Origin of the sequence: Rhizobacter sp. OV335 (genome assembly GCF_900142965.1) — a bacterium.
Classification (GTDB): domain Bacteria; phylum Pseudomonadota; class Gammaproteobacteria; order Burkholderiales; family Burkholderiaceae_C; genus Rhizobacter.
In genome coordinates this window covers 1-20,405 of the sequence record NZ_FRCQ01000004.1, presented here as the reverse complement: position 1 = coordinate 20,405, position 20,405 = coordinate 1, and the positions used below count along the sequence as shown (strand labels likewise).

General features: G+C 65.9%; 13 protein-coding genes, 2 tRNA genes and 3 rRNA genes. 11 read left to right on the top strand and 7 right to left on the bottom strand.

The window, feature by feature from the left end:
- Nucleotides 1-7 precede the first annotated feature (7 nt).
- Nucleotides 8-772: a serine O-acetyltransferase gene (gene cysE / locus BUE42_RS05330; protein ID WP_073463466.1), complete on the top strand. Its 765-nt coding sequence runs from the start codon at nucleotides 8-10 to the stop codon at nucleotides 770-772.
- Nucleotides 773-778: 6 nt separating this feature from the next.
- On the opposite strand, the gene mog is transcribed toward cysE, so the two are convergent.
- Entirely contained in the window at nucleotides 779-1,393 is a 615-nt protein-coding gene (gene mog, locus BUE42_RS05325) for a molybdopterin adenylyltransferase (RefSeq protein WP_073463464.1), read from the bottom strand.
- On the bottom strand, nucleotides 1,371-1,916 hold the full coding sequence (gene yjgA / locus BUE42_RS05320; RefSeq protein ID WP_235002119.1) for a ribosome biogenesis factor YjgA: 546 nt from the start codon (nucleotides 1,914-1,916) through the stop codon (nucleotides 1,371-1,373). Before yjgA ends, mog begins: the two co-directional genes overlap by 23 nt.
- A gap of 95 nt (nucleotides 1,917-2,011) precedes the next feature.
- On the opposite strand from yjgA, the gene pmbA reads away from it, so the two are divergent.
- Complete coding sequence (gene pmbA, locus BUE42_RS05315; RefSeq protein WP_073463460.1) at nucleotides 2,012-3,400, top strand: metalloprotease PmbA; 1,389 nt, start codon at nucleotides 2,012-2,014, stop codon at nucleotides 3,398-3,400.
- Between the two features lie 116 nt (nucleotides 3,401-3,516).
- On the top strand, nucleotides 3,517-4,599 hold the full coding sequence (locus BUE42_RS05310) for a TRAP transporter substrate-binding protein (protein WP_073463458.1): 1,083 nt from the start codon (nucleotides 3,517-3,519) through the stop codon (nucleotides 4,597-4,599).
- A 6-nt stretch (nucleotides 4,600-4,605) separates the two neighbouring features.
- Here BUE42_RS05310 and BUE42_RS05305 read toward each other — a convergent pair whose 3' ends face one another.
- Complete coding sequence (locus BUE42_RS05305; protein WP_073463456.1) at nucleotides 4,606-5,736, bottom strand: lipocalin-like domain-containing protein; 1,131 nt, start codon at nucleotides 5,734-5,736, stop codon at nucleotides 4,606-4,608.
- 57 nt (nucleotides 5,737-5,793) lie between these two features.
- On the opposite strand from BUE42_RS05305, the gene BUE42_RS05300 reads away from it, so the two are divergent.
- The 3 genes from BUE42_RS05300 to BUE42_RS05290 are packed head-to-tail and all read left to right on the top strand — an operon-like array spanning nucleotide 5,794 to nucleotide 11,101.
- On the top strand, nucleotides 5,794-9,426 hold the full coding sequence (locus BUE42_RS05300; protein ID WP_073463453.1) for a DEAD/DEAH box helicase: 3,633 nt from the start codon (nucleotides 5,794-5,796) through the stop codon (nucleotides 9,424-9,426).
- Complete coding sequence (locus BUE42_RS05295) at nucleotides 9,426-10,475, top strand: histone deacetylase family protein (RefSeq protein ID WP_073463451.1); 1,050 nt, start codon at nucleotides 9,426-9,428, stop codon at nucleotides 10,473-10,475. Before BUE42_RS05300 ends, BUE42_RS05295 begins: the two co-directional genes overlap by 1 nt.
- A complete protein-coding gene (locus BUE42_RS05290; protein WP_073463449.1) occupies nucleotides 10,472-11,101 on the top strand; it encodes a hypothetical protein in 630 nt (209 codons plus the stop codon). The genes BUE42_RS05295 and BUE42_RS05290 overlap by 4 nt, the downstream gene beginning before the upstream one ends.
- Here the strand turns inward: BUE42_RS05290 and BUE42_RS05285 are convergent.
- From BUE42_RS05285 to BUE42_RS05270, 4 genes are all read right to left on the bottom strand, one after another.
- Nucleotides 11,043-12,233 (bottom strand): acyltransferase family protein, encoded by a 1,191-nt coding sequence (locus BUE42_RS05285; RefSeq protein ID WP_073463446.1) that lies wholly within the window; start codon nucleotides 12,231-12,233, stop codon nucleotides 11,043-11,045. The two genes, BUE42_RS05290 and BUE42_RS05285, sit on opposite strands and share 59 nt — an antisense overlap.
- A gap of 97 nt (nucleotides 12,234-12,330) precedes the next feature.
- Entirely contained in the window at nucleotides 12,331-13,035 is a 705-nt protein-coding gene (locus tag BUE42_RS05280) for a LytR/AlgR family response regulator transcription factor (RefSeq protein WP_073463444.1), read from the bottom strand.
- Nucleotides 13,023-14,099, bottom strand: a complete 1,077-nt coding sequence (locus BUE42_RS05275; protein WP_073463442.1) for a sensor histidine kinase — start codon at nucleotides 14,097-14,099, stop codon at nucleotides 13,023-13,025. Before BUE42_RS05275 ends, BUE42_RS05280 begins: the two co-directional genes overlap by 13 nt.
- Nucleotides 14,100-14,241: 142 nt before the next feature.
- Nucleotides 14,242-14,490, bottom strand: coding sequence for a hypothetical protein (locus BUE42_RS05270; protein WP_073463440.1), 249 nt, complete (start codon nucleotides 14,488-14,490; stop codon nucleotides 14,242-14,244).
- Nucleotides 14,491-15,043: 553 nt separating this feature from the next.
- Between BUE42_RS05270 and BUE42_RS05265 the strand changes: the two genes are divergently transcribed.
- From BUE42_RS05265 to rrf, 5 genes are all read left to right on the top strand, one after another.
- Nucleotides 15,044-16,574 (top strand): 16S ribosomal RNA (locus BUE42_RS05265).
- 86 nt (nucleotides 16,575-16,660) lie between these two features.
- Nucleotides 16,661-16,737: transfer RNA gene (locus BUE42_RS05260), tRNA-Ile, on the top strand.
- A 9-nt stretch (nucleotides 16,738-16,746) separates the two neighbouring features.
- Nucleotides 16,747-16,822: transfer RNA gene (locus tag BUE42_RS05255), tRNA-Ala, on the top strand.
- Between the two features lie 338 nt (nucleotides 16,823-17,160).
- Nucleotides 17,161-20,037 (top strand): 23S ribosomal RNA (locus BUE42_RS05250).
- A gap of 197 nt (nucleotides 20,038-20,234) precedes the next feature.
- Nucleotides 20,235-20,347: ribosomal RNA gene (gene rrf, locus BUE42_RS05245) — 5S ribosomal RNA — on the top strand.
- Together the 16S, 23S and 5S rRNA genes with 2 tRNA genes alongside form the textbook arrangement of a ribosomal RNA operon.
- Nucleotides 20,348-20,405 lie beyond the last annotated feature (58 nt).

Sequence of the window (20,405 nt, the reverse complement as noted above, 5' to 3'; positions counted from 1 at the left end):
CACCCCCATGTTCGACCGCCTCCGAGAAGACATCGCCTGCATCCTCGAGCGCGACCCCGCCGCGCGCAGCACCTGGGAGGTCCTCACCTGTTACCCCGGCCTGCATGCGCTGCTGATGCACCGCTGGTCGCACGCCTGCTGGACGCACGGCTGGCACTGGCCGGCGCGCTTCATCTCGCACCTCGGGCGCTTCTTCTCCGGCATCGAGATCCACCCCGGCGCGACCATCGGCCGGCGCGTCTTCATCGACCACGGCATGGGCGTCGTGATCGGCGAGATGGCCGAGATCGGCGACGAATGCACGATCTACCAGGGCGTGACGCTCGGCGGCACCTCGCTGGTGAAGGGTGCCAAGCGGCATCCGACGCTCGAGCGCGGCGTGATCCTCGGCGCCAATGCCTGCGTGCTCGGCGGCTTCACGATCGGCGAGGGCGCGCGGGTCGGTTCGGGCGCGGTGGTGACCAAGCCGGTGCCGGCGGGCGCCACGGCGGTCGGCAACCCGGCGCGCATCATCCTCGCGAAGGACGTCGCCGCTGCCGACGACGGCGCGGCGAAGAAGGGCTTCTCGGCCTACGGCGTCACGCAGGGCGACGACCCGGTGTCGCAGGCGATGAAGGGGCTGATCGACAACGCGTCGGGGCACGAGCACCAGATCGCGCTGCTGTGGGCGGCGATCGAGAAGCTGTCGCCGACGAAGGCGGATTGCGTGCCGACGGATGCGCAGAAGACCGAGCACTTCGACGCCGAGCGGATGAACCAGCTGGTCAAGTAGCCCGGTTTACCGCTTCGGCCGGAAGGCGCGGCACACCGACTCGTCCGTCTCCAGGTACGGCCCGCCGATCAGGTCGATGCAATACGGCACCGCCGCAAAGATCCCTGGCGCCGGCGGCTGCGCGTTCGGCAGGCCCTCCAGCGTCTCGGCGATCGACTTCGGCTGCCCCGGCAGGTTGATGATCAGCGCCTTGCCGCGCAGCACCGCAACCTGCCGCGACAGGATCGCCGTCGGCACGAAGCGCAGGCCGATCTGGCGCATCTGCTCGCCGAAGCCCGGCATCTCGCGGTCGGCCACCGCGAGCGTGGCCTCCGGCGTCACGTCGCGCGGCGACGGGCCGGTGCCGCCGGTCGTCAGCACCAGGTGGCATTCGCGCCGGTCGACCAGCTCGACCAGCGCCGCGCTGATCACCGCCTGCTCGTCCGGGATCAGCCGCGTTTCCCATTCGATCGGGTTGCGCAGCGCCCGGCTCAGCCAAGCCTGCAGCGCCGGCAGGCCCTTGTCCTCGTAGACGCCGGTCGAGGCCCGGTCGCTGATCGACACCAGGCCGATGCGCACCGTGCCGAGCGGGGCGCACGCGCCCCCGCCGCCGGTCGCGTCATTCGCCGCCGTGGTCGTCATTCGCCAGCTCCTGCGACTTGATGAACTGGAACAGCTCGCGGTAGGCGCGGCCGCTGCGCTGCTCCGGCGCCACCGCGGCATCCTTGCGCGCCGCGCGGATCAGGCTGCGCAGCTGCTGCAGGTCGCCGCCGGGGTGCTTCTGGGTCCAGGCGGTCAGCGCGTCGTCGCTCGCGATCAGCTCGGCGCGCAGGCGCTCGGCCTCGTGCAGCGCCAGCGAATCCTTGGCCTGGCCGAGCTGCATCGCGGTGACCGCCTCGCGGATCGCATCGACGTCGTTGCGCCGCATCAGCTTGCCGATGTACTGCATCTGGCGGCGCCGGCCCTCGTGCGAGCGGGTGCGGCGGTATTGCATCACCGCGTCGATCAGCGTCTCGGAGATCGGCAGGCCGACGATGCGGCTCTCGGGCAGCGCCGCGAAAGCCTCGCCCAGCGTCTGCAGCTCGTGCATCTCTTTCTTGAGTTGCGTCTTGCTGGGGCCGTCGTAGTCGTCGTCGCTCTCATCGGAGGCGGCGGGGTCGGGCACGTGATTCTTGGGAGTTCGAGGGGCCATGAGGGGAAACGAGGGATGCGCGGGCAAGGGCGTCGGTATGATAGCCCTCGCTAAAACACCCCGATCCCATGACCCAGCCTGCACTCACCACCCACGGTTTCGCGTACTCGCGCGAGCGCTTCCAGCAACTCGTCGAAGACGCGTTGTCGCTCGGCAAGACGCTCGGCGCGAGCGACATGGGGGTCGAGGTGTCCGAAGGCGCGGGCCTGTCGGTGTCGGTGCGCAAGGGCGAGATCGAGAACGTCGAGCGCAACCGCGACAAGTCGATCGGCGTCACCGTGTACCTCGGCCAGCGCCGCGGCAACGCCAGCACCTCCGATTTTTCGCCGGCCGCGCTCGAGCAGACGGTCAAGGCCGCCTACGACATCGCCCGCTTCACCGCCGAAGACCCAGCCGCCGGCCTGCCCGATGATGCCGACCTGGCGCTCGGCGAAGCCGCCACCCGCGACCTCGACCTGTTCCACCCCTGGGACATCGACGCTGCCCAGGCGGCCGAGATCGCGCAGCGCTGCGAAGCCGCCGCGATCACCACCGACCGCCGCATCACCAATTCCGAAGGCGCCGGCGTGTCGGCGCAGCAATCGCATTTCTTCGCCGGCAACAGCCGCGGTTTTCGCGGTGGCTATGCGAGCTCGCGGCATTCGGTGTCGGTGGCGCCGATCGCGTCGCTGCCCGGCCGCGGCGGCGACGACATGCAGCGCGACGCCTGGTACAGCTCGATGCGCTCACCCGCTGACCTGGCCAGCCCCGAGGCCATCGGCCGCTACGCCGCCGAGCGCGCGCTGTCGCGCCTGAAGTCGCGCAAGATCAAGACCTGCGTGGTGCCGGTGCTGTTCGAGTCGACGCTCGCCACCGGGCTGCTCGGTGGCTACGTGCAGGCCACCAGCGGCGGCGCGCTGTACCGCAACTCCAGCTTCCTGCTCGACAGCCTCGGCAAGGAGGTGCTCGCGCCGCACATCGACCTGCGCGAGAACCCGCACGTGCGCGGCGGCAAAGGCAGCGCGCCGTTCGACGACGAAGGCGTCGTCACGCGGGTGCGCGATGTCGTCTCCGGCGGCGTCGTGCAAGGCTATTTCCTGTCGAGCTACTCGGCGCGCAAGCTCGGCATGAAGACCACCGGCCACGCCGGCGGCTCGCAGAACCTCACCTTCAGCAGCCGGCTGACCAAGCCCGGCGACAACCTCGACGAGATGCTGCGCAAGCTGGGCCGCGGGCTGTTCGTGATCGAGCTGATGGGGCAGGGCGTGAACTACGTGACCGGCGACTACTCGCGCGGTGCCGCCGGCTTCTGGGTCGAGAACGGCCGCATCGCCTACCCGGTGCACGAGATCACGATCGCCGGCAACCTGAAGCAGATGCTGAAGAACATCGTCGCGGTCGGCTCCGATGCGTACACGATGGGCACCAAGACCATCGGCTCGGTGCTGATCCCCGAGATGAAGATCGCCGGCCTGTAAGCGGCCGGGCCGCCGTGCGTAGTTTCGCTGACGGGGAAACACCGCAGCGTGCGGCGCAGGGCGACTTCTAGAATTCCGCGGTTCACCCGCATCACCCCATTCAAAGGAGACACCGCATGGAACGTCGTTCCTTCATCCGTCAGACCGGCCTCGCCGGCGTGCTGGCCGCCGGCATGGCGCCGGCCGTGGTGCACGCACAGCAGGCGCTGCGCTGGCGCCTGGCCTCCAGCTTCCCGAAATCGCTCGACACCATCTACGGCGGCGGCGAAGTGTTCGCGAAGAAGGTCGGCGAGATGACCGGCGGCAAGTTCCAGATCTCGGTGCACGCGGCCGGCGAGATCATGCCGGCCTTCGGCGTGGTCGACGGCGTGCAGAACGGCACCGTCGAGATGGCGCACACCGTGCCGTACTACTTCTTCGGCAAGGACGAGACCTTCGCGATCGGCGCCTCGATCCCGTTCGGGCTGAACTCGCGCCAGATGACGGCATGGATGCTCGAAGGCAACGGCCTGAAGCTGATGCGCGACTTCTACCGCAACTACAACATCATCAACTTCCCCGGCGGCAACACCGGCGCGCAGATGGGCGGCTGGTTCCGCAAGGAAATCAACACCGTCGCCGACATGAAGGGCCTGAAGTTCCGCATCGGCGGCTTTGCCGGCCGCATCATCGAACGCCTGGGCGCGGTGCCGCAGAACCTGCCGGGCGGCGACATCTATCCCGCGCTCGAGAAGGGCACGATCGACGCCGCCGAATGGGTCGGCCCGTACGACGACCAGAAGCTCGGCTTCAACAAGGTCGCGCCGCACTACTACTACCCCGGCTGGTGGGAAGGCGGCCCGCAGGTCGACCTGTTCATCAACACCAAGGCCTATGACGCGCTGACGCCGGAGTACAAGGCCATCGTCGAAGCCGCGTCGTCGCACGCGCACGTCGACATGCAGGCCAAGTACGACGCCCGCAACCCGGGCGCGCTGAAGCAACTGGTCGGCGCCGGCACCAAGCTGCATCGCTTCCCGAAGGACGTGATGGAAGCCTGCTTCAAGGTGTCGATGGACTACTACAGCGAGCTGTCGGGCAAGAACCCGGCGTGGAAGAAGGTCTACGAGGACTACACCAAGTTCCGCGCCGACCAGGTGCTGTGGTTCCGCTTCGCCGAAGCCGCGTTCGACGACTTCATGCAGGCACAGAAACTCTGAGTTTCTTCAAGTGCGCAGGCGGCCGGCATAGCCGGTCATCTCGAGGTAGCCGAGTCCGACCCTGCGGCCGGACTCGTCCATCACCTCGCTGAGTCCTTCCCAGTAGAAGCCGCCGGTGCTGGCGCGGCTGTCGAGTTCCTGTTCGTCGAACAGGGCCCGCACCCGGTAGCGCCCGGCCGGCGTCTCGACCGTCCACTCGACCGGGTAGCTCGCCTGCGACGCCGGGCTCGCCCAGCGGCGGCCGGCGACGAAGCGCACCTCGTCGGTCCTGAAGTTGCGCACCGCCCCGCCCGCGGCGCGGAAGCTGCCGCCGGCGTAGAACTGCGAGCCGTCGGCGCGCCGGTGCCGCACCGCCATCAGCGCGCTGCCGTCGTCGAGGTTGATGCCGATCCAGTCCCAGCCGACCGCCTCTTCGGCCAGCGCGTGGTCGCTCCATTCATGGTCGAACCAGGCCCGGCCCTGCACCGCGAGCGCTCGGCCGTCGAGCGTCAGCGTGCCGCTGGCGCGCAGCTGCGGCTCGCTGTAGTAGTGGCTCGCCTGCCAGGGCTTCGGGCCCTTGCGCGAGAAGCCGGCCTCGCCCTGCACCAGCACCGGCTGCGTCGCCGCGAACGAGAGCTCGAACGCAAAGCCGCCGCGCTCGCTGGCCACGCGTGTCGTGTAGCGGCTCGCGTCGGCGCTGCCCTCGCGGCGCAGGGACCAGTCGCGCAGCAGCACGCCGGTGTCGCCCTCGGTGGTGTCGGCGATGCCGAAGCCGGCGCGCGCGATGCGCTGGTCGTGCCGCTGGCGCTTGCCCGCCACGTCGCCGAGCACCGCGTGCGCGAACACCAGCTGCTGTGCGGCGAAGCGGCTCGGCGACGCCGCCAGCCCGGTGGCCGAGCGGAAGAAGGTGACCTGGAAGCCGTACAGCGCGGGCGCCGCGCCGGCTGCGGCCTGCGCCTGCGCCTGCGTCTGTGTCTGTACCCAGCCGGTGACATACCACCACTCGGTGCGCGTCTGCGGGTGGGCGCCGAAATCGGCCGGGAAGACCAGCGGACGCGGGCGCACGCTGGTCTCGGTCGGCGCGGCGAAGGACACTTCGGGCGACACCGCCGACGACACCGCGGCCCCGGCCGCGGCGATGAATTCGCGTCTTTGCATGGGGCGCGAGCATCGCATGGATGAGGCCGCCGGCTGAACGACAATGGCCCGCAGCCCATGACCGAATTTTCCATTCCCCCCGAGTTCGATTTCGGCCAGCAGTTCGACCGCGTGACGCTGACGCGGGCGATGGCGCTCCAACCCGAGCAGGCCCTGCTGGCGATGCAGATCGACGGCGAGGCGCTGCTCACGCGAATGCGCGGCAGCGGCGCCCACGTGTACGAGCAGCGCATCGAGTTGCCGATCGACCGGCGGCTCGGCCTGCAAGTGCGCGGCGTCTGCTCATGCCCGGTCGGCCTGAACTGCAAGCACGTGGCCGCCGCGCTGATGGCCTTCGAGGCGCTCGAACTGCGCCGCCGCAAGAACCCCGACCTCGCGCCGCCGCGCCGCCTCGACACGACTCCCACCCCGGTGGCCCGTGCCGCGCCGGTGCCGACCGCCGACGACTGGCCGCGCCCGGTGCGGATGTGGCTGGCCGAGTTGGCCGACATCGCCGGCCGGCCGGTGCCGCCGCCGAGCGCGGCCACCGTGCCGCAGCGCACGCTGATGTACGTGCTGGCCGCGCGCGCCGGCACGCTGGTGCTGACGCTGCACCTGGGCAGCCTGCGGCGCACCGGCGAGCTCGGCTCGCACCGCCCGCATTCGCCGAGCGTGATCGACATGCTGCGCAACCGGCCCGCCTACCTGGCGCCGGCCGACCTGGAGATCCTGGCCGCGCTGCTGCCGCTGCTCGGCCCGAACGTCAACACCGGCTCGCTGCCGATGCGGGGCCGCGACGCGCTGGCCGTGGTCGAGCTGATCCTGCGCAGCGGGCGCGCCTGGATCGTGCCGCCGTCGCTCGGCGAGCTGCCGCATCCGCCCGGTGCGGCGGCGCAGCGCGTCGACGAACCGCTGCCCGTCTCGCTGCACTGGTTCGCCGACGAGATGGGCGACTGGCACACGCAGTGGCGCGGCCCCGAGGACGAGCCGGTGGTCGTCGTGATGCTGCCCGAGCCGCAGGCGATCGACCTCGGCGGGTTGGCGCTGCGGCCGGCCGCGCTGCAGGGCGTGTCCCCGGATGCGCCGGTGGTCGACTGGCTGTCGCGCATGCCGCCGGTGCCGGCCGAGCTGCTGTCGTCCTTCACCGAGCGGCTGCAAGGCCTGGCGGTGCAGCGCGGGTTGCAGTTGCCGGTGCCCGACGAGCGGGCGCGTGCGCTGCGCAACCTCGGCACGCTGGCGCTGGTGCCGGTGCTGCGGCTGGGCACCTGCGTCGACGCCGCCTCCGAGGCGATGCTGCACCAGCGTTTCGGCACCCGCGCGAGCCGCCCGCTGGTCAGCGACCACGCGCCGCGCCAGGCCTCGGTGCAACTGCTGCTGCGCTACCGCGTGCCGGGCATGCCGCCGGTGGACTACCACCTGCCGGCCGGGCAGGCCGAGGCGACCTTCCTCGATGCGACCCGCGTCAGCGGCGCCACCACCGCGCAGCTGACGCGCTTCGATCGCGATGCCGACGCCGAGGCCGCGGCCGTGCGGGCGATGACCGACCCGCTGCGCCTGCGCCCGTGGAGCCTCGCGGCGGGTGCCGCGATGCAGCGGCAATCCACCTTCGGCAGCGGCCGCATCGTCAGCGCCGGCTATGGCGTGGCGCTCGAGGGCCAGCCGATGATCTTCGTGCCGCAGCAGCGCGACCAATGGCCGCAGCTGCTGACGCAGGAAGTGCCGCGCCTGAAGGAGCAGGGCTGGCTGGTCGAGATCGACGACGATTTTCCGTTCGAGCTGCACGAGGCCGACGACTGGACCGTCGACCTGCAGCAGGACCCGGGCAGCGAGTGGTTCCGACTCGGCCTGAAGCTGACCGTCGAGGGCCAGCCGGTGAACCTGGTGCCGCTGCTGGTCGGGCTGGTGCAGAGCGGCTGGCTGAAGGTCGACAGCGCGCTGCGCGCCGGCACCGGCGAGGTGCTGGTGCCGTGGCCGGGCGAGGCGCCGCCGTCGGCACCGCTGCCGCTCGGCGCGCCGGCGCGCCAGCGGTTGCTGCGCGTGCCGGTGCAGCGCATCGCGCCGCTGCTCGACTGGCTGCGCGGCGTGTTCGAGAAGCCGACGATGAAGGCCGCCGATGCCAGCGTGCAGCTGTCGCGCTTCGACCTCGGCACGCTCGACGCGCTGACCACCGGCGCGCGCGTCGTCGCGCCGCCGAGCCTCGATGCGCTGATCCGCGAACTGCGCGGCCTGGGCAACGGCAACGGGCTGCCGCCGGTCGAGCCGTCGCCCCACGTGAACGCCACGCTGCGCCACTACCAGCTCGACGGGCTGGCGTGGATGGATTTCCTGCGCCGTGCCAGGCTCGGTGGCGTGCTGGCCGACGACATGGGCCTGGGCAAGACGCTGCAGACGCTCGCGTTGCTGCAGGGCGAGCTCGACGCCGGCCGGCTCGACCGGCCGTCGCTCGTCGTCGTGCCGACCAGCCTGGTCGACAACTGGCACACCGAGGCGCAGCGCTTCACGCCGCAGCTGAAGACGCTGGTGCTGCATGGCGCGCGGCGCATGCAGCACTTCGAGCGCCTCGGCCAGGCGCACCTGGTGATCACCAGCTACCCGCTGGCGGTGCGCGACATCGACGTGCTGGCCGCGCAGGACTGGCACTACGTCGTGCTCGACGAGGCGCAGCGCATCAAGAACAGCCGCAGCCAAGCCGCGCTCGCGCTGAAGGGGCTGCGCGCGCAGCACCGGTTGTGCCTGAGCGGCACGCCGCTCGAGAACCACCTGGGCGAGCTGTGGAGCCTGATGGATTTCGTCTGCCCGGGCCTGCTCGGCAGCGAGCTGCAGTTCCGCGAGCGCTACCGCCAGCCGATCGAGAAGCGGCAGGATCACCTGCAGGCCCAGCACCTCGCGCGGCGCGTGCGGCCGTTCATCCTGCGCCGCACCAAGCAGCAGGTGGCGCAGGAGCTGCCGGCCAAGACCGAGACGCTGCTGCGCGTGGAGTTGTCCGGTGCGCAGGCCGACCTGTACGAGACGGTGCGCGCGACGATGGACGAGAAGCTGCGCGACGCGATCGAGAAGCAGGGCCTCGCGCGCAGCCAGATCATGGTGCTGGACGCGCTGCTGAAGCTGCGCCAGGTGTGCTGCGATCCGCGGCTGCTGAAGGGCGATGCCCAGGCTGCCGCCGGCAAGGCCGCGCCGTCGGCCAAGCTGGAGCTGCTGCTCGACCTGTTGCCGACGCTGGTGGAAGACGGCCGGCGCGTGCTGCTGTTCTCGCAGTTCACCGAGATGCTGGCGCTGATCGAGCCGGAGCTGGTGCGGCTGAAGCTGCCCTATCTGCTGCTCACCGGCGAGACCGATGACCGGGCCGGGCTGGTCGCGCAGTTCCAGCAGGGCGAGGTGCCGCTGTTCCTGATCAGCCTGAAGGCCGGTGGCGTCGGGCTGAACCTGACCGCGGCCGACACCGTGATCCTGTATGACCCCTGGTGGAACCCGGCGGTCGAGCAGCAGGCCATCGACCGTGCCTACCGGATCGGGCAGGACAAGCCGGTGTTCGTCTACAAGCTGCTGGCCAGCGGCACGGTCGAAGACAAGATGATCGAGCTGCAGGCCCGCAAGGCCGGGCTCGCGGACCTGCTGCTGAAGGGCGTGGCGAGCGACGCGGCGTTGAACGCCGAAGATTTCGACGATCTCTTCAAGCCGCTGTCCGATGGCGCGCCGAAGGAGGGCGACTGATGTTGACGGTCCACAACCCGGTGCATCACCTGCATGCCGGGCGGCACGAGATGTACCGCGGCCGGCTGGTGCCGTGCCACGAGGTGCCCGATCGGCTCGACCACGTGCTGGCCGAGCTGAAGCGGCGCCCGCTCGGCGAGCTGCGCGAGCCGGGCGAGGTGCCGATGGACGTGCTGCGGCGCATCCACAGCGGGCGCTATCTCGATTTCCTGTCGCGGGCCTGGGACGACTGGGTCGCGCTCGATCCGGCGAATGCGCAGGTCGACGCGTTGCCGTCGGTGTGGCCGGTGCGCGGCTTCCGCGCCGACGTGCTGCCCGACAACTTCGCGGCGCGCATGGGCCTGTTCTCGTTCGACGCCGGCACGCCGCTGACGGCCGGCACCTGGCAGGCGGCGCGGGCCGGTGCCGCGTGCGCGGTCGATGCGGCACAGGCGGTGGAGGGCCGCACGCAGCGCAGCGCCTTCGCGCTGACGCGCCCGCCGGGCCACCACGCCGGCGCCGATTTCTTCGGCGGCTACTGCTTCCTCAACAATGCGGCGCTGGCGGCGCAGACGCTGCGCGACGGCGGCTTCGAGCGCGTCGCGGTGCTCGATGTCGACTACCACCACGGCAACGGCACGCAGAGCATCTTCTACGCGCGCGGCGACGTGCTGACCGTGTCGCTGCACGGCGATCCGCGCACCGAATACCCGTTCTACCTCGGCCATGCCGACGAGCGCGGCAGCGGCGACGGCGAAGGCGCGAACCTGAACCTGCCGCTGCCGCGCGGCACCGACTTCAAGCGCTGGCGCGCCGCGCTGGACACCGCGCGAGAAGCGCTGGTCCGCTTCGGCGCGCAGGCGCTGGTGGTGTCGCTCGGCGTCGACACCTTCGAGGGTGACCCGATCTCCAGCTTCGCGCTGGGCAGCGCCGACTACCTGCAGGTCGGGCGCGACATCGCCGGGCTGCAACTGCCGACGGTGTTCGTGTTCGAGGGCGGCTACGCGGTGGCCGAGGTCGGCGTCAACGCGGTCAACGTGCTGGAAGGCTTCGAGAAGGGGGCGGCATGACATTCGAGATCCGGCAAGCGGACAGCGTGCGGCAGTTCGCGGCGGTGGAGACCGCGCCTGAACACGTCGACGACACCGTGCGCTACCTCGACGGGCTGTTCGCCTCGGGATCGTCGCGCCCCGAGTGGTGCTTCGTCGCGTGGCGCGACGGCCGTCCCTGCGGGCGTGTCGCGTTCTGGGCCTTGCCGCGGGTCGGCCGGCCGCTCGACATCGTGCTGCTGAACCTGCCCTGGGACGGCGAGGCCGATGCCATCGGACGGGCGTTGCTGGAGGGCGCCCGCCGCGCGATGGCGGACGCGGGCCTGACGACCGTGGGCCACTGCCACGATCACCCGCCGCGCACGCCGCAATGGCAGACGCACGGCGACGCGCGGCTGGCCTTCCTGGCCGGCCTGGGTTTCAGGACCCAGCGCGACACGCTGCGCTTCGAGGCGGCACCGGCGCTGGGTGCCGCGGTCGGCACCGGCGATCTGCGCCTGCGCGCGGCGACCCCGGATGACGAGACGCTGCTGCGGCAGATGGTGGCCGCGGTGGCGGCGGCCTCGCGCGACCAGATCGCGCGGGCTTTCACGCGCGGTGGGTGGCGACAGTTCGGCGAGCGTCGCGAACTGCTGCTGCCGGCTTGAGCCCGAACAGGATGCGCAGCGGCCCGCTGCGCAGCGCGAGGCGGTAGCCCAGCCAGCCGAGGGCGAAGGTCCCGGCGACCAGCAGCGGCGCTTCCGCTTCGAAGGGCAGCGCCCACGGCAGCAGCGCGTGTGCCAGCAGGATGATCAGCGTCTGGTGCAGCAGGTAGAGCGGGAACACCGCCTCGGCGAGCGTTCGGCGGCAGGGCGCATCGACGTCGGCATGGCGCTGCGCGAAGCCGAGCGCAGCCACCAGCGCGCTCCATTGCAGCACCGAGAACGCGAGCGCCCGCATCCACGGCTGGCCCTCGCCCGACATCGCCAGGAACTGCAGCACGGCCCAGCCGGCGAGCGCCGCGACCAATGCCGGCCAGCGCCAGGCCAGCGCCCGCAGCATCATCGGCAGGCCCCGTGCGACGACCGCGCCGAACAGGAACATGCCGAGGTACTGCAGGTGCAGGAACCAGTCGTCGACCAATGCATGCGTGGCCGAGAAACGGCGGGCGAGCAGCAGGCGCGACACGAACAGCAGTGCGATCGGCACCAGCAGCAGGCCGACGCCGCGCAAGGCACGCAGCGCCGCCGACGCCAGCGCGTCGATCGCGCCGGGCCACAGGCGCAGCAGCCCCCACAGCAGCAGCGTGTACGCGAACAGGTAGGGCAGGTACCAGAGGTGGTTCCAGGTCGGCAGCACCAGGCAGCCGTGCAGTGCGTCGCAGAAGCCGGCGTTCTCGCCGCGCAGGTACAGCGGCAGGAAGTCGAGGTAGCTGCCGGTGTAGCCGAAGCGGCGCTGCACCTCGAAATACGACTGCGGCGGCACGATCACCAGCATGCCCAGCAGCAGCGGCAGCAGAAGGCGCGCGCTGCGCCGGCGCAGCCACGGCACGCTGGGCGCGTGGTCGTGCAGCATCAGCGCGGTGGCGGCGCCGGAGACGATGAAGAGCAGGTCCATGCGCCAGGGCGACAGCATCTGCATCCACGGTTCGAGCCAGAGCTGCCAGCGCGGGCTCTTGATGTGCCAGTCCCAGCTCACGTAGTACATGCCCACGTGGTAGGGAACGAGCAGCGCGAACGCGGCGATGCGCAGCCAGTCGAGCGGGTAGCGGCGGGTGGTGTCGTCGGACGGGATGGTCATGGGCGCCTCCGTGGCAGGGATGCCGTCAGCCTGAGGCTGGGCGCGCCGCGTGGCGAGCCTGCCGGGACGAAGCGTGTCCCCGGCGGGGCGAAGCGGATCAGCGCAAGGTGGCCAACTGCGCGAGCAATTCGGCGCGGAACTGGCGGCTGCACGGTGCCGACTGGCCCGCGGGCAGGTGCACGAGCGCATCGCCCTTGCCGAGCGGCTCGATCTGCCGCACCTGCGCCAGCGCGACGGCTGCCCCGCGGTGCGTGCGCACGAAGCCCGGGCCCAGGTCGGCCAGCAGCCCGCCCAGCGTGCGGCGCAGCAGCGGCGCGCGGTCGGCGGTGTGCAGCACGACGTAGTTGTCGGCCGCTTCGAGCCACAGCAGCTCGGCGACCGCCACCACCTCGGTGCGGCCGCGCTCGGCCACCAGCAGCTGCGCAGGCCGCGCCGGCCGGCGCGGGGCGGCGATGCGTTCGCGCAGGCGCTGCACCGACTGCGCGAGGCGCTGCGGATCGACCGGCTTCAGCAGGTAGTCGACCGCGGCCGCGTCGAAGGCCTGCACCGCGTAGCGGTCGTGCGCGGTGACGAAGACGACCGCGGGCGCCGGGTCGGGCAGCGAGGCGGCGACGTCCAGCCCGCTCGGGCCGGGCATCTGCACGTCGAGGAACAGCGCGTCGGGCGCCAGCGTGGCGACCGCGGAGAGGGACTCGGCGGCATCGCGGGCCTGGCCGACGACGTCGACATCGTCGAAGGCGAGCAGTTGGCGGCGCAGGCGCTCGCGTGCCGGCGTTTCGTCGTCGACGATCAGCACACGCATGGCAGCTCGATGCGGGCCAGCACGCCGCCTTCGGGACGGGGCTGCAAGGTGAAGGACGCGTCGGCGCCGTGGCGCGCGACCAAGCGCTGTTGCAGGTTGGCGAGGCCGACGCCGGGCGTCGGCGTGCCGTGCAGCTCGCCGGCGTCGTCCTCCACCTCGAGGCTCAGGCGGGCGCCCGCGCGCCGGGTGCGCACGACGATGCGCGTGGGCTGCAGTCGGCGCTCGACCCCGTGGCGGAACGCGTTCTCCAGCAGGGGCTGCAACAGCAGCGTCGGCACGAGGCAGGACTGCGCGGTGGGGTCGAACTCGAACACGATCTCGACGCGGTCGGCGAAGCGCTCGCGCATGATCGCGGCATAGGCCTCGAGCAGCGCCAGCTCATCGCACAGCGCGCTTTCCGGGCGGCGCGCCAGGTCGGTGGCGGCACGCAGCAGCGCGGCCAGGCGCGTCAGCAGCGAATCGGCCAGGTCGGGATCGGTGTGCACCGTCGAGGCAATCGTGTTGAGCGCGTTGAACAGGAAGTGGGGCTCGATCTGCTGCGCCAGTTGCAGCAGCTGCGCGCTCTTCGCGAGGCGGCTCTCGCGCTCCAGCCGCCACCGCGCCTGCGTCATTGCTGCATGCGAGCGCAGGCCGAACACCACGGCGACGAACAGCAGGTAGAAGATCGAGAACTTCAGCGTCTCGTAGCGGAACACCACCGGCCACGGGTCGTGCGGGTAGGGCGAATCGAGCGCCGCGTGGACCGCGTGGCGCAGCGCATAGACGGCGCAGACGAAGGCCGGTGCGATCAGCGGCAACCAGCGCAGCCGCAACCAGAACCAGCGCCAGGGGCGGTTGAGCAGCGCGTCGTGCCGGGCGACGCGGCGCCATTGCAGCGCGCCGATGAGGCTCGCGACCAGCAGCGAACTGCCTTCCCAGAGCAGCGGCTTCCACAGCGTGGTGCCGCCTTGCCGCAGGTGATCCTGGATGCCGATGGTGACCATCAGCACGCAGAAGATGCTCCATGCCAAGGCGATGGCCGCGCGCGGAGCGGGCACGGCGAGGTCGTCTGGGAGGGCCGTCATGCTCACGCATTGTTGCCCTGGGTCGGCACGGGCGCCACGGCTCTGGGGTGAGCGGGGTCCGGCGAGGGGTGGAGGGTAGGGCGGAGGGGTAAGGGAGAGGGCGCAGCGCGGACCGGACAGCAGGCCGCGCTGCGCGGGGGGATCAGGCCTCGGCCTTGCCCTTGGTCGTTTTCTTGAGCGCGGTACCGGCGCGGGGGCCGTTCGCGAACAGCGCCTCGATCTTGGCGTCGTGCTCCATCAGGTCGGCGGCGACGCCGCGCAGTTTGTCGGCACGGGCGAACACGCGGCGTTGCAGCTGGGCGATGCCAGCCGACTGTTCAACGCGTTGCAGGACGGTGCCGGGGTCAATAGTCGATTCGAAGGGGTTGTTGACGAAGGGCGTGTCGTACATCGGGGTCTCTTGTATGTTGGCTCTATCAACGCCGACCGCTGTTTGCCACCAGACGGCCGGACGCGCCTCCCAACGGGGGCAGGGCGCGGATTCTCGCCGATGGCTCGCCGCCTGCGAAGCCCCGGCGGCGGAATGAAGGGACTCTCGGTGTGTCGCGGCATTTCAGAGAATCCCGACAAAATTACAGGGGTTATGGTGTTGACGATCCCAAGACGTCTGTGCATAATCGTGGGCTTCGCTGATGACAAATCAACGAAGCGACCAAGGCAACAGATTGGTTTCGGCAGGCGGCGAAAGCGGCGGACGAAAAAAATCAAGCAAGTTGTTGAAGTCGAGCAAAAAGGTGCTACAGTCTAAGGCTGCGCTGAACGAGATAGATCGAACAGCAAAGCAAGACGGCGAAGCCGGTTTGCAGCTCTTTAAAAATTAACAGCCGATAAGTGTGGGCGTTAGAAGGCGAGTGCCGAAGAGTCGCAAGACTCGAGGTCTCATGGACCTTAAACGCTCATAGAAGTGAAGTTCACTTCAATTCTTTGAGTAATTTATCAAGATCGAACTGAAGAGTTTGATCCTGGCTCAGATTGAACGCTGGCGGCATGCCTTACACATGCAAGTCGAACGGCAGCACGGGAGCAATCCTGGTGGCGAGTGGCGAACGGGTGAGTAATATATCGGAACGTGCCCAGTTGTGGGGGATAGCCCGGCGAAAGCCGGATTAATACCGCATACGACCTGAGGGTGAAAGCGGGGGATCGCAAGACCTCGCGCAATTGGAGCGGCCGATATCAGATTAGCTAGTTGGTGGGGTAAAAGCCTACCAAGGCGACGATCTGTAGCTGGTCTGAGAGGACGACCAGCCACACTGGGACTGAGACACGGCCCAGACTCCTACGGGAGGCAGCAGTGGGGAATTTTGGACAATGGGCGCAAGCCTGATCCAGCCATGCCGCGTGCGGGAAGAAGGCCTTCGGGTTGTAAACCGCTTTTGTCAGGGAAGAAACGGTCTGAACTAATACTTTGGACTAATGACGGTACCTGAAGAATAAGCACCGGCTAACTACGTGCCAGCAGCCGCGGTAATACGTAGGGTGCAAGCGTTAATCGGAATTACTGGGCGTAAAGCGTGCGCAGGCGGCTATGCAAGACAGATGTGAAATCCCCGGGCTCAACCTGGGAACTGCATTTGTGACTGCATGGCTAGAGTACGGTAGAGGGGGATGGAATTCCGCGTGTAGCAGTGAAATGCGTAGATATGCGGAGGAACACCGATGGCGAAGGCAATCCCCTGGACCTGTACTGACGCTCATGCACGAAAGCGTGGGGAGCAAACAGGATTAGATACCCTGGTAGTCCACGCCCTAAACGATGTCAACTGGTTGTTGGACGGCTTGCTGTTCAGTAACGAAGCTAACGCGTGAAGTTGACCGCCTGGGGAGTACGGCCGCAAGGTTGAAACTCAAAGGAATTGACGGGGACCCGCACAAGCGGTGGATGATGTGGTTTAATTCGATGCAACGCGAAAAACCTTACCTACCCTTGACATGTCTAGAAGTTACCAGAGATGGTTTCGTGCTCGAAAGAGAGCTAGAACACAGGTGCTGCATGGCCGTCGTCAGCTCGTGTCGTGAGATGTTGGGTTAAGTCCCGCAACGAGCGCAACCCTTATCATTAGTTGCTACGCAAGGGCACTCTAATGAGACTGCCGGTGACAAACCGGAGGAAGGTGGGGATGACGTCAGGTCATCATGGCCCTTATGGGTAGGGCTACACACGTCATACAATGGCCGGTACAGAGGGCTGCCAACCCGCGAGGGGGAGCTAATCTCAGAAAACCGGTCGTAGTCCGGATCGCAGTCTGCAACTCGACTGCGTGAAGTCGGAATCGCTAGTAATCGCGGATCAGCTTGCCGCGGTGAATACGTTCCCGGGTCTTGTACACACCGCCCGTCACACCATGGGAGCGGGTTCTGCCAGAAGTAGTTAGCCTAACCGCAAGGGGGGCGATTACCACGGCAGGGTTCGTGACTGGGGTGAAGTCGTAACAAGGTAGCCGTATCGGAAGGTGCGGCTGGATCACCTCCTTTCTGGAAAAAATGGTGCTCAATTTTTAGCGCCCACGCTTATCGGCTGTTGTGACAACAGTTCAAGAGAACGGTTCAATCCGGAACAAGGGTCTGTAGCTCAGCTGGTTAGAGCACCGTCTTGATAAGGCGGGGGTCGTTGGTTCGAGCCCAACTAGACCCACCAACTTCCATCGGGGGATTAGCTCAGCTGGGAGAGCACCTGCTTTGCAAGCAGGGGGTCGTCGGTTCGATCCCGTCATCCTCCACCAATGTACCAACGTCTTTGAAGAAGGCGTTCTCTTGAAGAAGAAGAAATCGTCGCTGACGCAAGCAGCTTGGTGTTCCCGCCAGGCTGTTTTCGTCAGCGGTTCGAAAGAATCGGCTGTTGCTCTTTAACAATTTGTAGAGTCGAAAATCAGCGTTGTCGGCGGAAAGCAGACCGAAAGGGATGCACCGTGCCGCCGATGACGAACTTGATTGCGTCAACAGATATTCAACTTGAGTTGATCGAGAAATCGATTGAAGCGAGTTTTGAAGAACGGCATAACGCGAAATACTCAAACAGTCATTGACCGATGCTCACCGCGTGTGGGCGTCAAAGTTATAGGGTCAAGTGACTAAGTGCATGTGGTGGATGCCTTGGCGATTACAGGCGACGAAGGACGTGATAGCCTGCGATAAGCTTCGGGGAGCTGGCAAATTAGCTTTGATCCGGAGATTTCCGAATGGGGAAACCCGACCGTAAGGTCATCGCATACTGAATACATAGGTATGCGAGGCGAACCGGGTGAACTGAAACATCTCAGTAGCTCGAGGAAAAGACATCAACCGAGATTCCGAAAGTAGTGGCGAGCGAAATCGGAAGAGCCTGCACGTTTTAGCATCTTGCATATCAGAACGGAATGGAAAGTCCGGCCATAGCGGGTGATAGCCCCGTATGAAAAATGTAGGGTGTGGAACTAGGCGTGCGACAAGTAGGGCGGGACACGTGTAATCCTGTCTGAATATGGGGGGACCATCCTCCAAGGCTAAATACTCGTAATCGACCGATAGTGAACTAGTACCGTGAGGGAAAGGCGAAAAGAACCCCGGGAGGGGAGTGAAATAGATCCTGAAACCGCATGCATACAAACAGTCGGAGCCCGCAAGGGTGACGGCGTACCTTTTGTATAATGGGTCAGCGACTTACATTCAGTGGCAAGGTTAACCGAATAGGGAAGCCGTAGAGAAATCGAGTCCGAATAGGGCGTTCAGTCGCTGGGTGTAGACCCGAAACCAAGTGATCTATCCATGGCCAGGATGAAGGTGAGGTAACACTTACTGGAGGTCCGAACCGACTAGTGTTGCAAAACTAGCGGATGAGCTGTGGATAGGGGTGAAAGGCTAAACAAACTTGGAAATAGCTGGTTCTCTCCGAAAACTATTTAGGTAGTGCCTCAAGTATTACCGTCGGGGGTAGAGCACTGTTATGGCTAGGGGGTCATGGCGACTTACCAAACCATTGCAAACTCCGAATACCGATGAGTACAGCTTGGGAGACAGTGCACCGGGTGCTAACGTCCGGACACAAGAGGGAAACAACCCAGACCGCCAGCTAAGGTCCCCAAAATTGGCTAAGTGGGAAACGAAGTGGGAAGGCTAAAACAGTCAGGATGTTGGCTTAGAAGCAGCCATCATTTAAAGAAAGCGTAATAGCTCACTGATCGAGTCGTCCTGCGCGGAAGATGTAACGGGGCTAAGCCAGTTACCGAAGCTGCGGATTTGCTAGCAATAGCAAGTGGTAGGAGAGCGTTCTGTAAGCCTGTGAAGGTGGCTTGTGAAGGCTGCTGGAGGTATCAGAAGTGCGAATGCTGACATGAGTAGCGTTAAAGGGGGTGAAAAGCCCCCTCGCCGAAAGCGCAAGGTTTCCTACGCAACGTTCATCGGCGTAGGGTGAGTCGGCCCCTAAGGCGAGGCAGAGATGCGTAGCTGATGGGAAACAGGTCAATATTCCTGTACCGATATGTAGTGCGATGTGGGGACGGAGAAGGTTAGCTCAGCCGGGTGTTGGATGTCCCGGTTCAAGCGTGTAGTCGTGCTGCCTAGGCAAATCCGGGCAGCTTAGATGAGGCGTGATAACGAGGCGGCTTGCCGCTGAAGTGAGTGATACCCTGCTTCCAGGAAAAGCCACTAAGCTCCAGCTACATACGACCGTACCGCAAACCGACACTGGTGCGCGAGATGAGTATTCTAAGGCGCTTGAGAGAACTCTGGAGAAGGAACTCGGCAAATTGACACCGTAACTTCGGAAGAAGGTGTGCCTTTAGTAGGTGAACCATTTACTTGGGGAGCCCAATGAGGCCGCAGAGAATCGGTGGCTGCGACTGTTTATTAAAAACACAGCACTCTGCAAAGACGAAAGTCGACGTATAGGGTGTGACGCCTGCCCGGTGCTGGAAGATTAAATGATGGGGTGCAAGCTCTTGACTGAAGTCCCAGTAAACGGCGGCCGTAACTATAACGGTCCTAAGGTAGCGAAATTCCTTGTCGGGTAAGTTCCGACCTGCACGAATGGCGTAACGATGGCCACACTGTCTCCTCCAGAGACTCAGCGAAGTTGAAATGTTTGTGATGATGCAATCTCCCCGCGGAAAGACGGAAAGACCCCATGAACCTTTACTGTAGCTTTACATTGGACTTTGAACAGATCTGTGTAGGATAGGTGGGAGGCTTTGAAGCGGTGCCGCTAGGTGTCGTGGAGCCAACGTTGAAATACCACCCTGGTGTGTTTGAGGTTCTAACCTTGGCCCGTTATCCGGGTTGGGGACAGTGTATGGTGGGCAGTTTGACTGGGGCGGTCTCCTCCCAAAGCGTAACGGAGGAGTTCGAAGGTACGCTAGGCACGGTCGGAAATCGTGCTGATAGTGCATTGGCATAAGCGTGCTTGACTGCGAGACTGACAAGTCGAGCAGGTACGAAAGTAGGACAAAGTGATCCGGTGGTTCTGTATGGAAGGGCCATCGCTCAACGGATAAAAGGTACTCTGGGGATAACAGGCTGATACCGCCCAAGAGTTCATATCGACGGCGGTGTTTGGCACCTCGATGTCGGCTCATCTCATCCTGGGGCTGTAGCCGGTCCCAAGGGTATGGCTGTTCGCCATTTAAAGAGGTACGTGAGCTGGGTTTAAAACGTCGTGAGACAGTTTGGTCCCTATCTTCCGTGGGCGCTGCAAGATTGAGAGAGCCTGCTCCTAGTACGAGAGGACCGGAGTGGACGCACCTCTGGTGTATCGGTTGTCACGCCAGTGGCATCGCCGAGTAGCTATGTGCGGAAGAGATAACCGCTGAAAGCATCTAAGCGGGAAACTCGTCTCAAGATGAGTCTTGCCGGGGCCTTGAGCCCCCTGAAGAGTCGTTCGAGACCAGGACGTTGATAGGCTGGGTGTGGAAGCGCAGTAATGCGTTAAGCTAACCAGTACTAATTGCTCGTGAGGCTTGACCCTATAACTTTGATCCAACGATCAAAGCTGTCTGAGGACAAGCGTTGTGCAGTTCTTCCAACGAATATCCTTGGACGCAATCAAGTTCACCGGTCGAAAGACCACCGCTGATTCCGCTTGCGTGGTTCAATTCCACGAAGCTTCGACTCTACCAATTGGTCGCAAAGCACCCCACAGGTGCTCGGCGGCAACAAGTTAAGCCTGATGACCATAGCGAGGTGGTCCCACTCCTTCCCATCCCGAACAGGACAGTGAAACGCCTCAGCGCCGATGATAGTGCGGGTTCCCGTGTGAAAGTAGGACATCGTCAGGCTATTAATAAAGCCAACCCCCGTCTCCTCCCAAGGTGACGGGGGTTTCGCTTTTGGGGC

What these genes read in the sequence shown, in the direction of transcription:
- BUE42_RS05290 (WP_073463449.1), top strand. Translation starts at nt 10,472, where the DNA reads ATGACATTCGAGATCCGGCAAGCGGACAGCGTGCGGCAGTTCGCGGCG.
- BUE42_RS05285 (WP_073463446.1), bottom strand. Translation starts at nt 12,233, where the DNA reads ATGACCATCCCGTCCGACGACACCACCCGCCGCTACCCGCTCGACTGG.
- BUE42_RS05270 (WP_073463440.1), bottom strand. Translation starts at nt 14,490, where the DNA reads ATGTACGACACGCCCTTCGTCAACAACCCCTTCGAATCGACTATTGAC.
- mog (WP_073463464.1), bottom strand. Translation starts at nt 1,393, where the DNA reads ATGACGACCACGGCGGCGAATGACGCGACCGGCGGCGGGGGCGCGTGC.
- BUE42_RS05305 (WP_073463456.1), bottom strand. Translation starts at nt 5,736, where the DNA reads ATGCAAAGACGCGAATTCATCGCCGCGGCCGGGGCCGCGGTGTCGTCG.
- BUE42_RS05280 (WP_073463444.1), bottom strand. Translation starts at nt 13,035, where the DNA reads ATGCGTGTGCTGATCGTCGACGACGAAACGCCGGCACGCGAGCGCCTG.
- pmbA (WP_073463460.1), top strand. Translation starts at nt 2,012, where the DNA reads ATGACCCAGCCTGCACTCACCACCCACGGTTTCGCGTACTCGCGCGAG.
- BUE42_RS05295 (WP_073463451.1), top strand. Translation starts at nt 9,426, where the DNA reads ATGTTGACGGTCCACAACCCGGTGCATCACCTGCATGCCGGGCGGCAC.
- BUE42_RS05310 (WP_073463458.1), top strand. Translation starts at nt 3,517, where the DNA reads ATGGAACGTCGTTCCTTCATCCGTCAGACCGGCCTCGCCGGCGTGCTG.
- BUE42_RS05300 (WP_073463453.1), top strand. Translation starts at nt 5,794, where the DNA reads ATGACCGAATTTTCCATTCCCCCCGAGTTCGATTTCGGCCAGCAGTTC.
- BUE42_RS05275 (WP_073463442.1), bottom strand. Translation starts at nt 14,099, where the DNA reads ATGACGGCCCTCCCAGACGACCTCGCCGTGCCCGCTCCGCGCGCGGCC.
- cysE (WP_073463466.1), top strand. Translation starts at nt 8, where the DNA reads ATGTTCGACCGCCTCCGAGAAGACATCGCCTGCATCCTCGAGCGCGAC.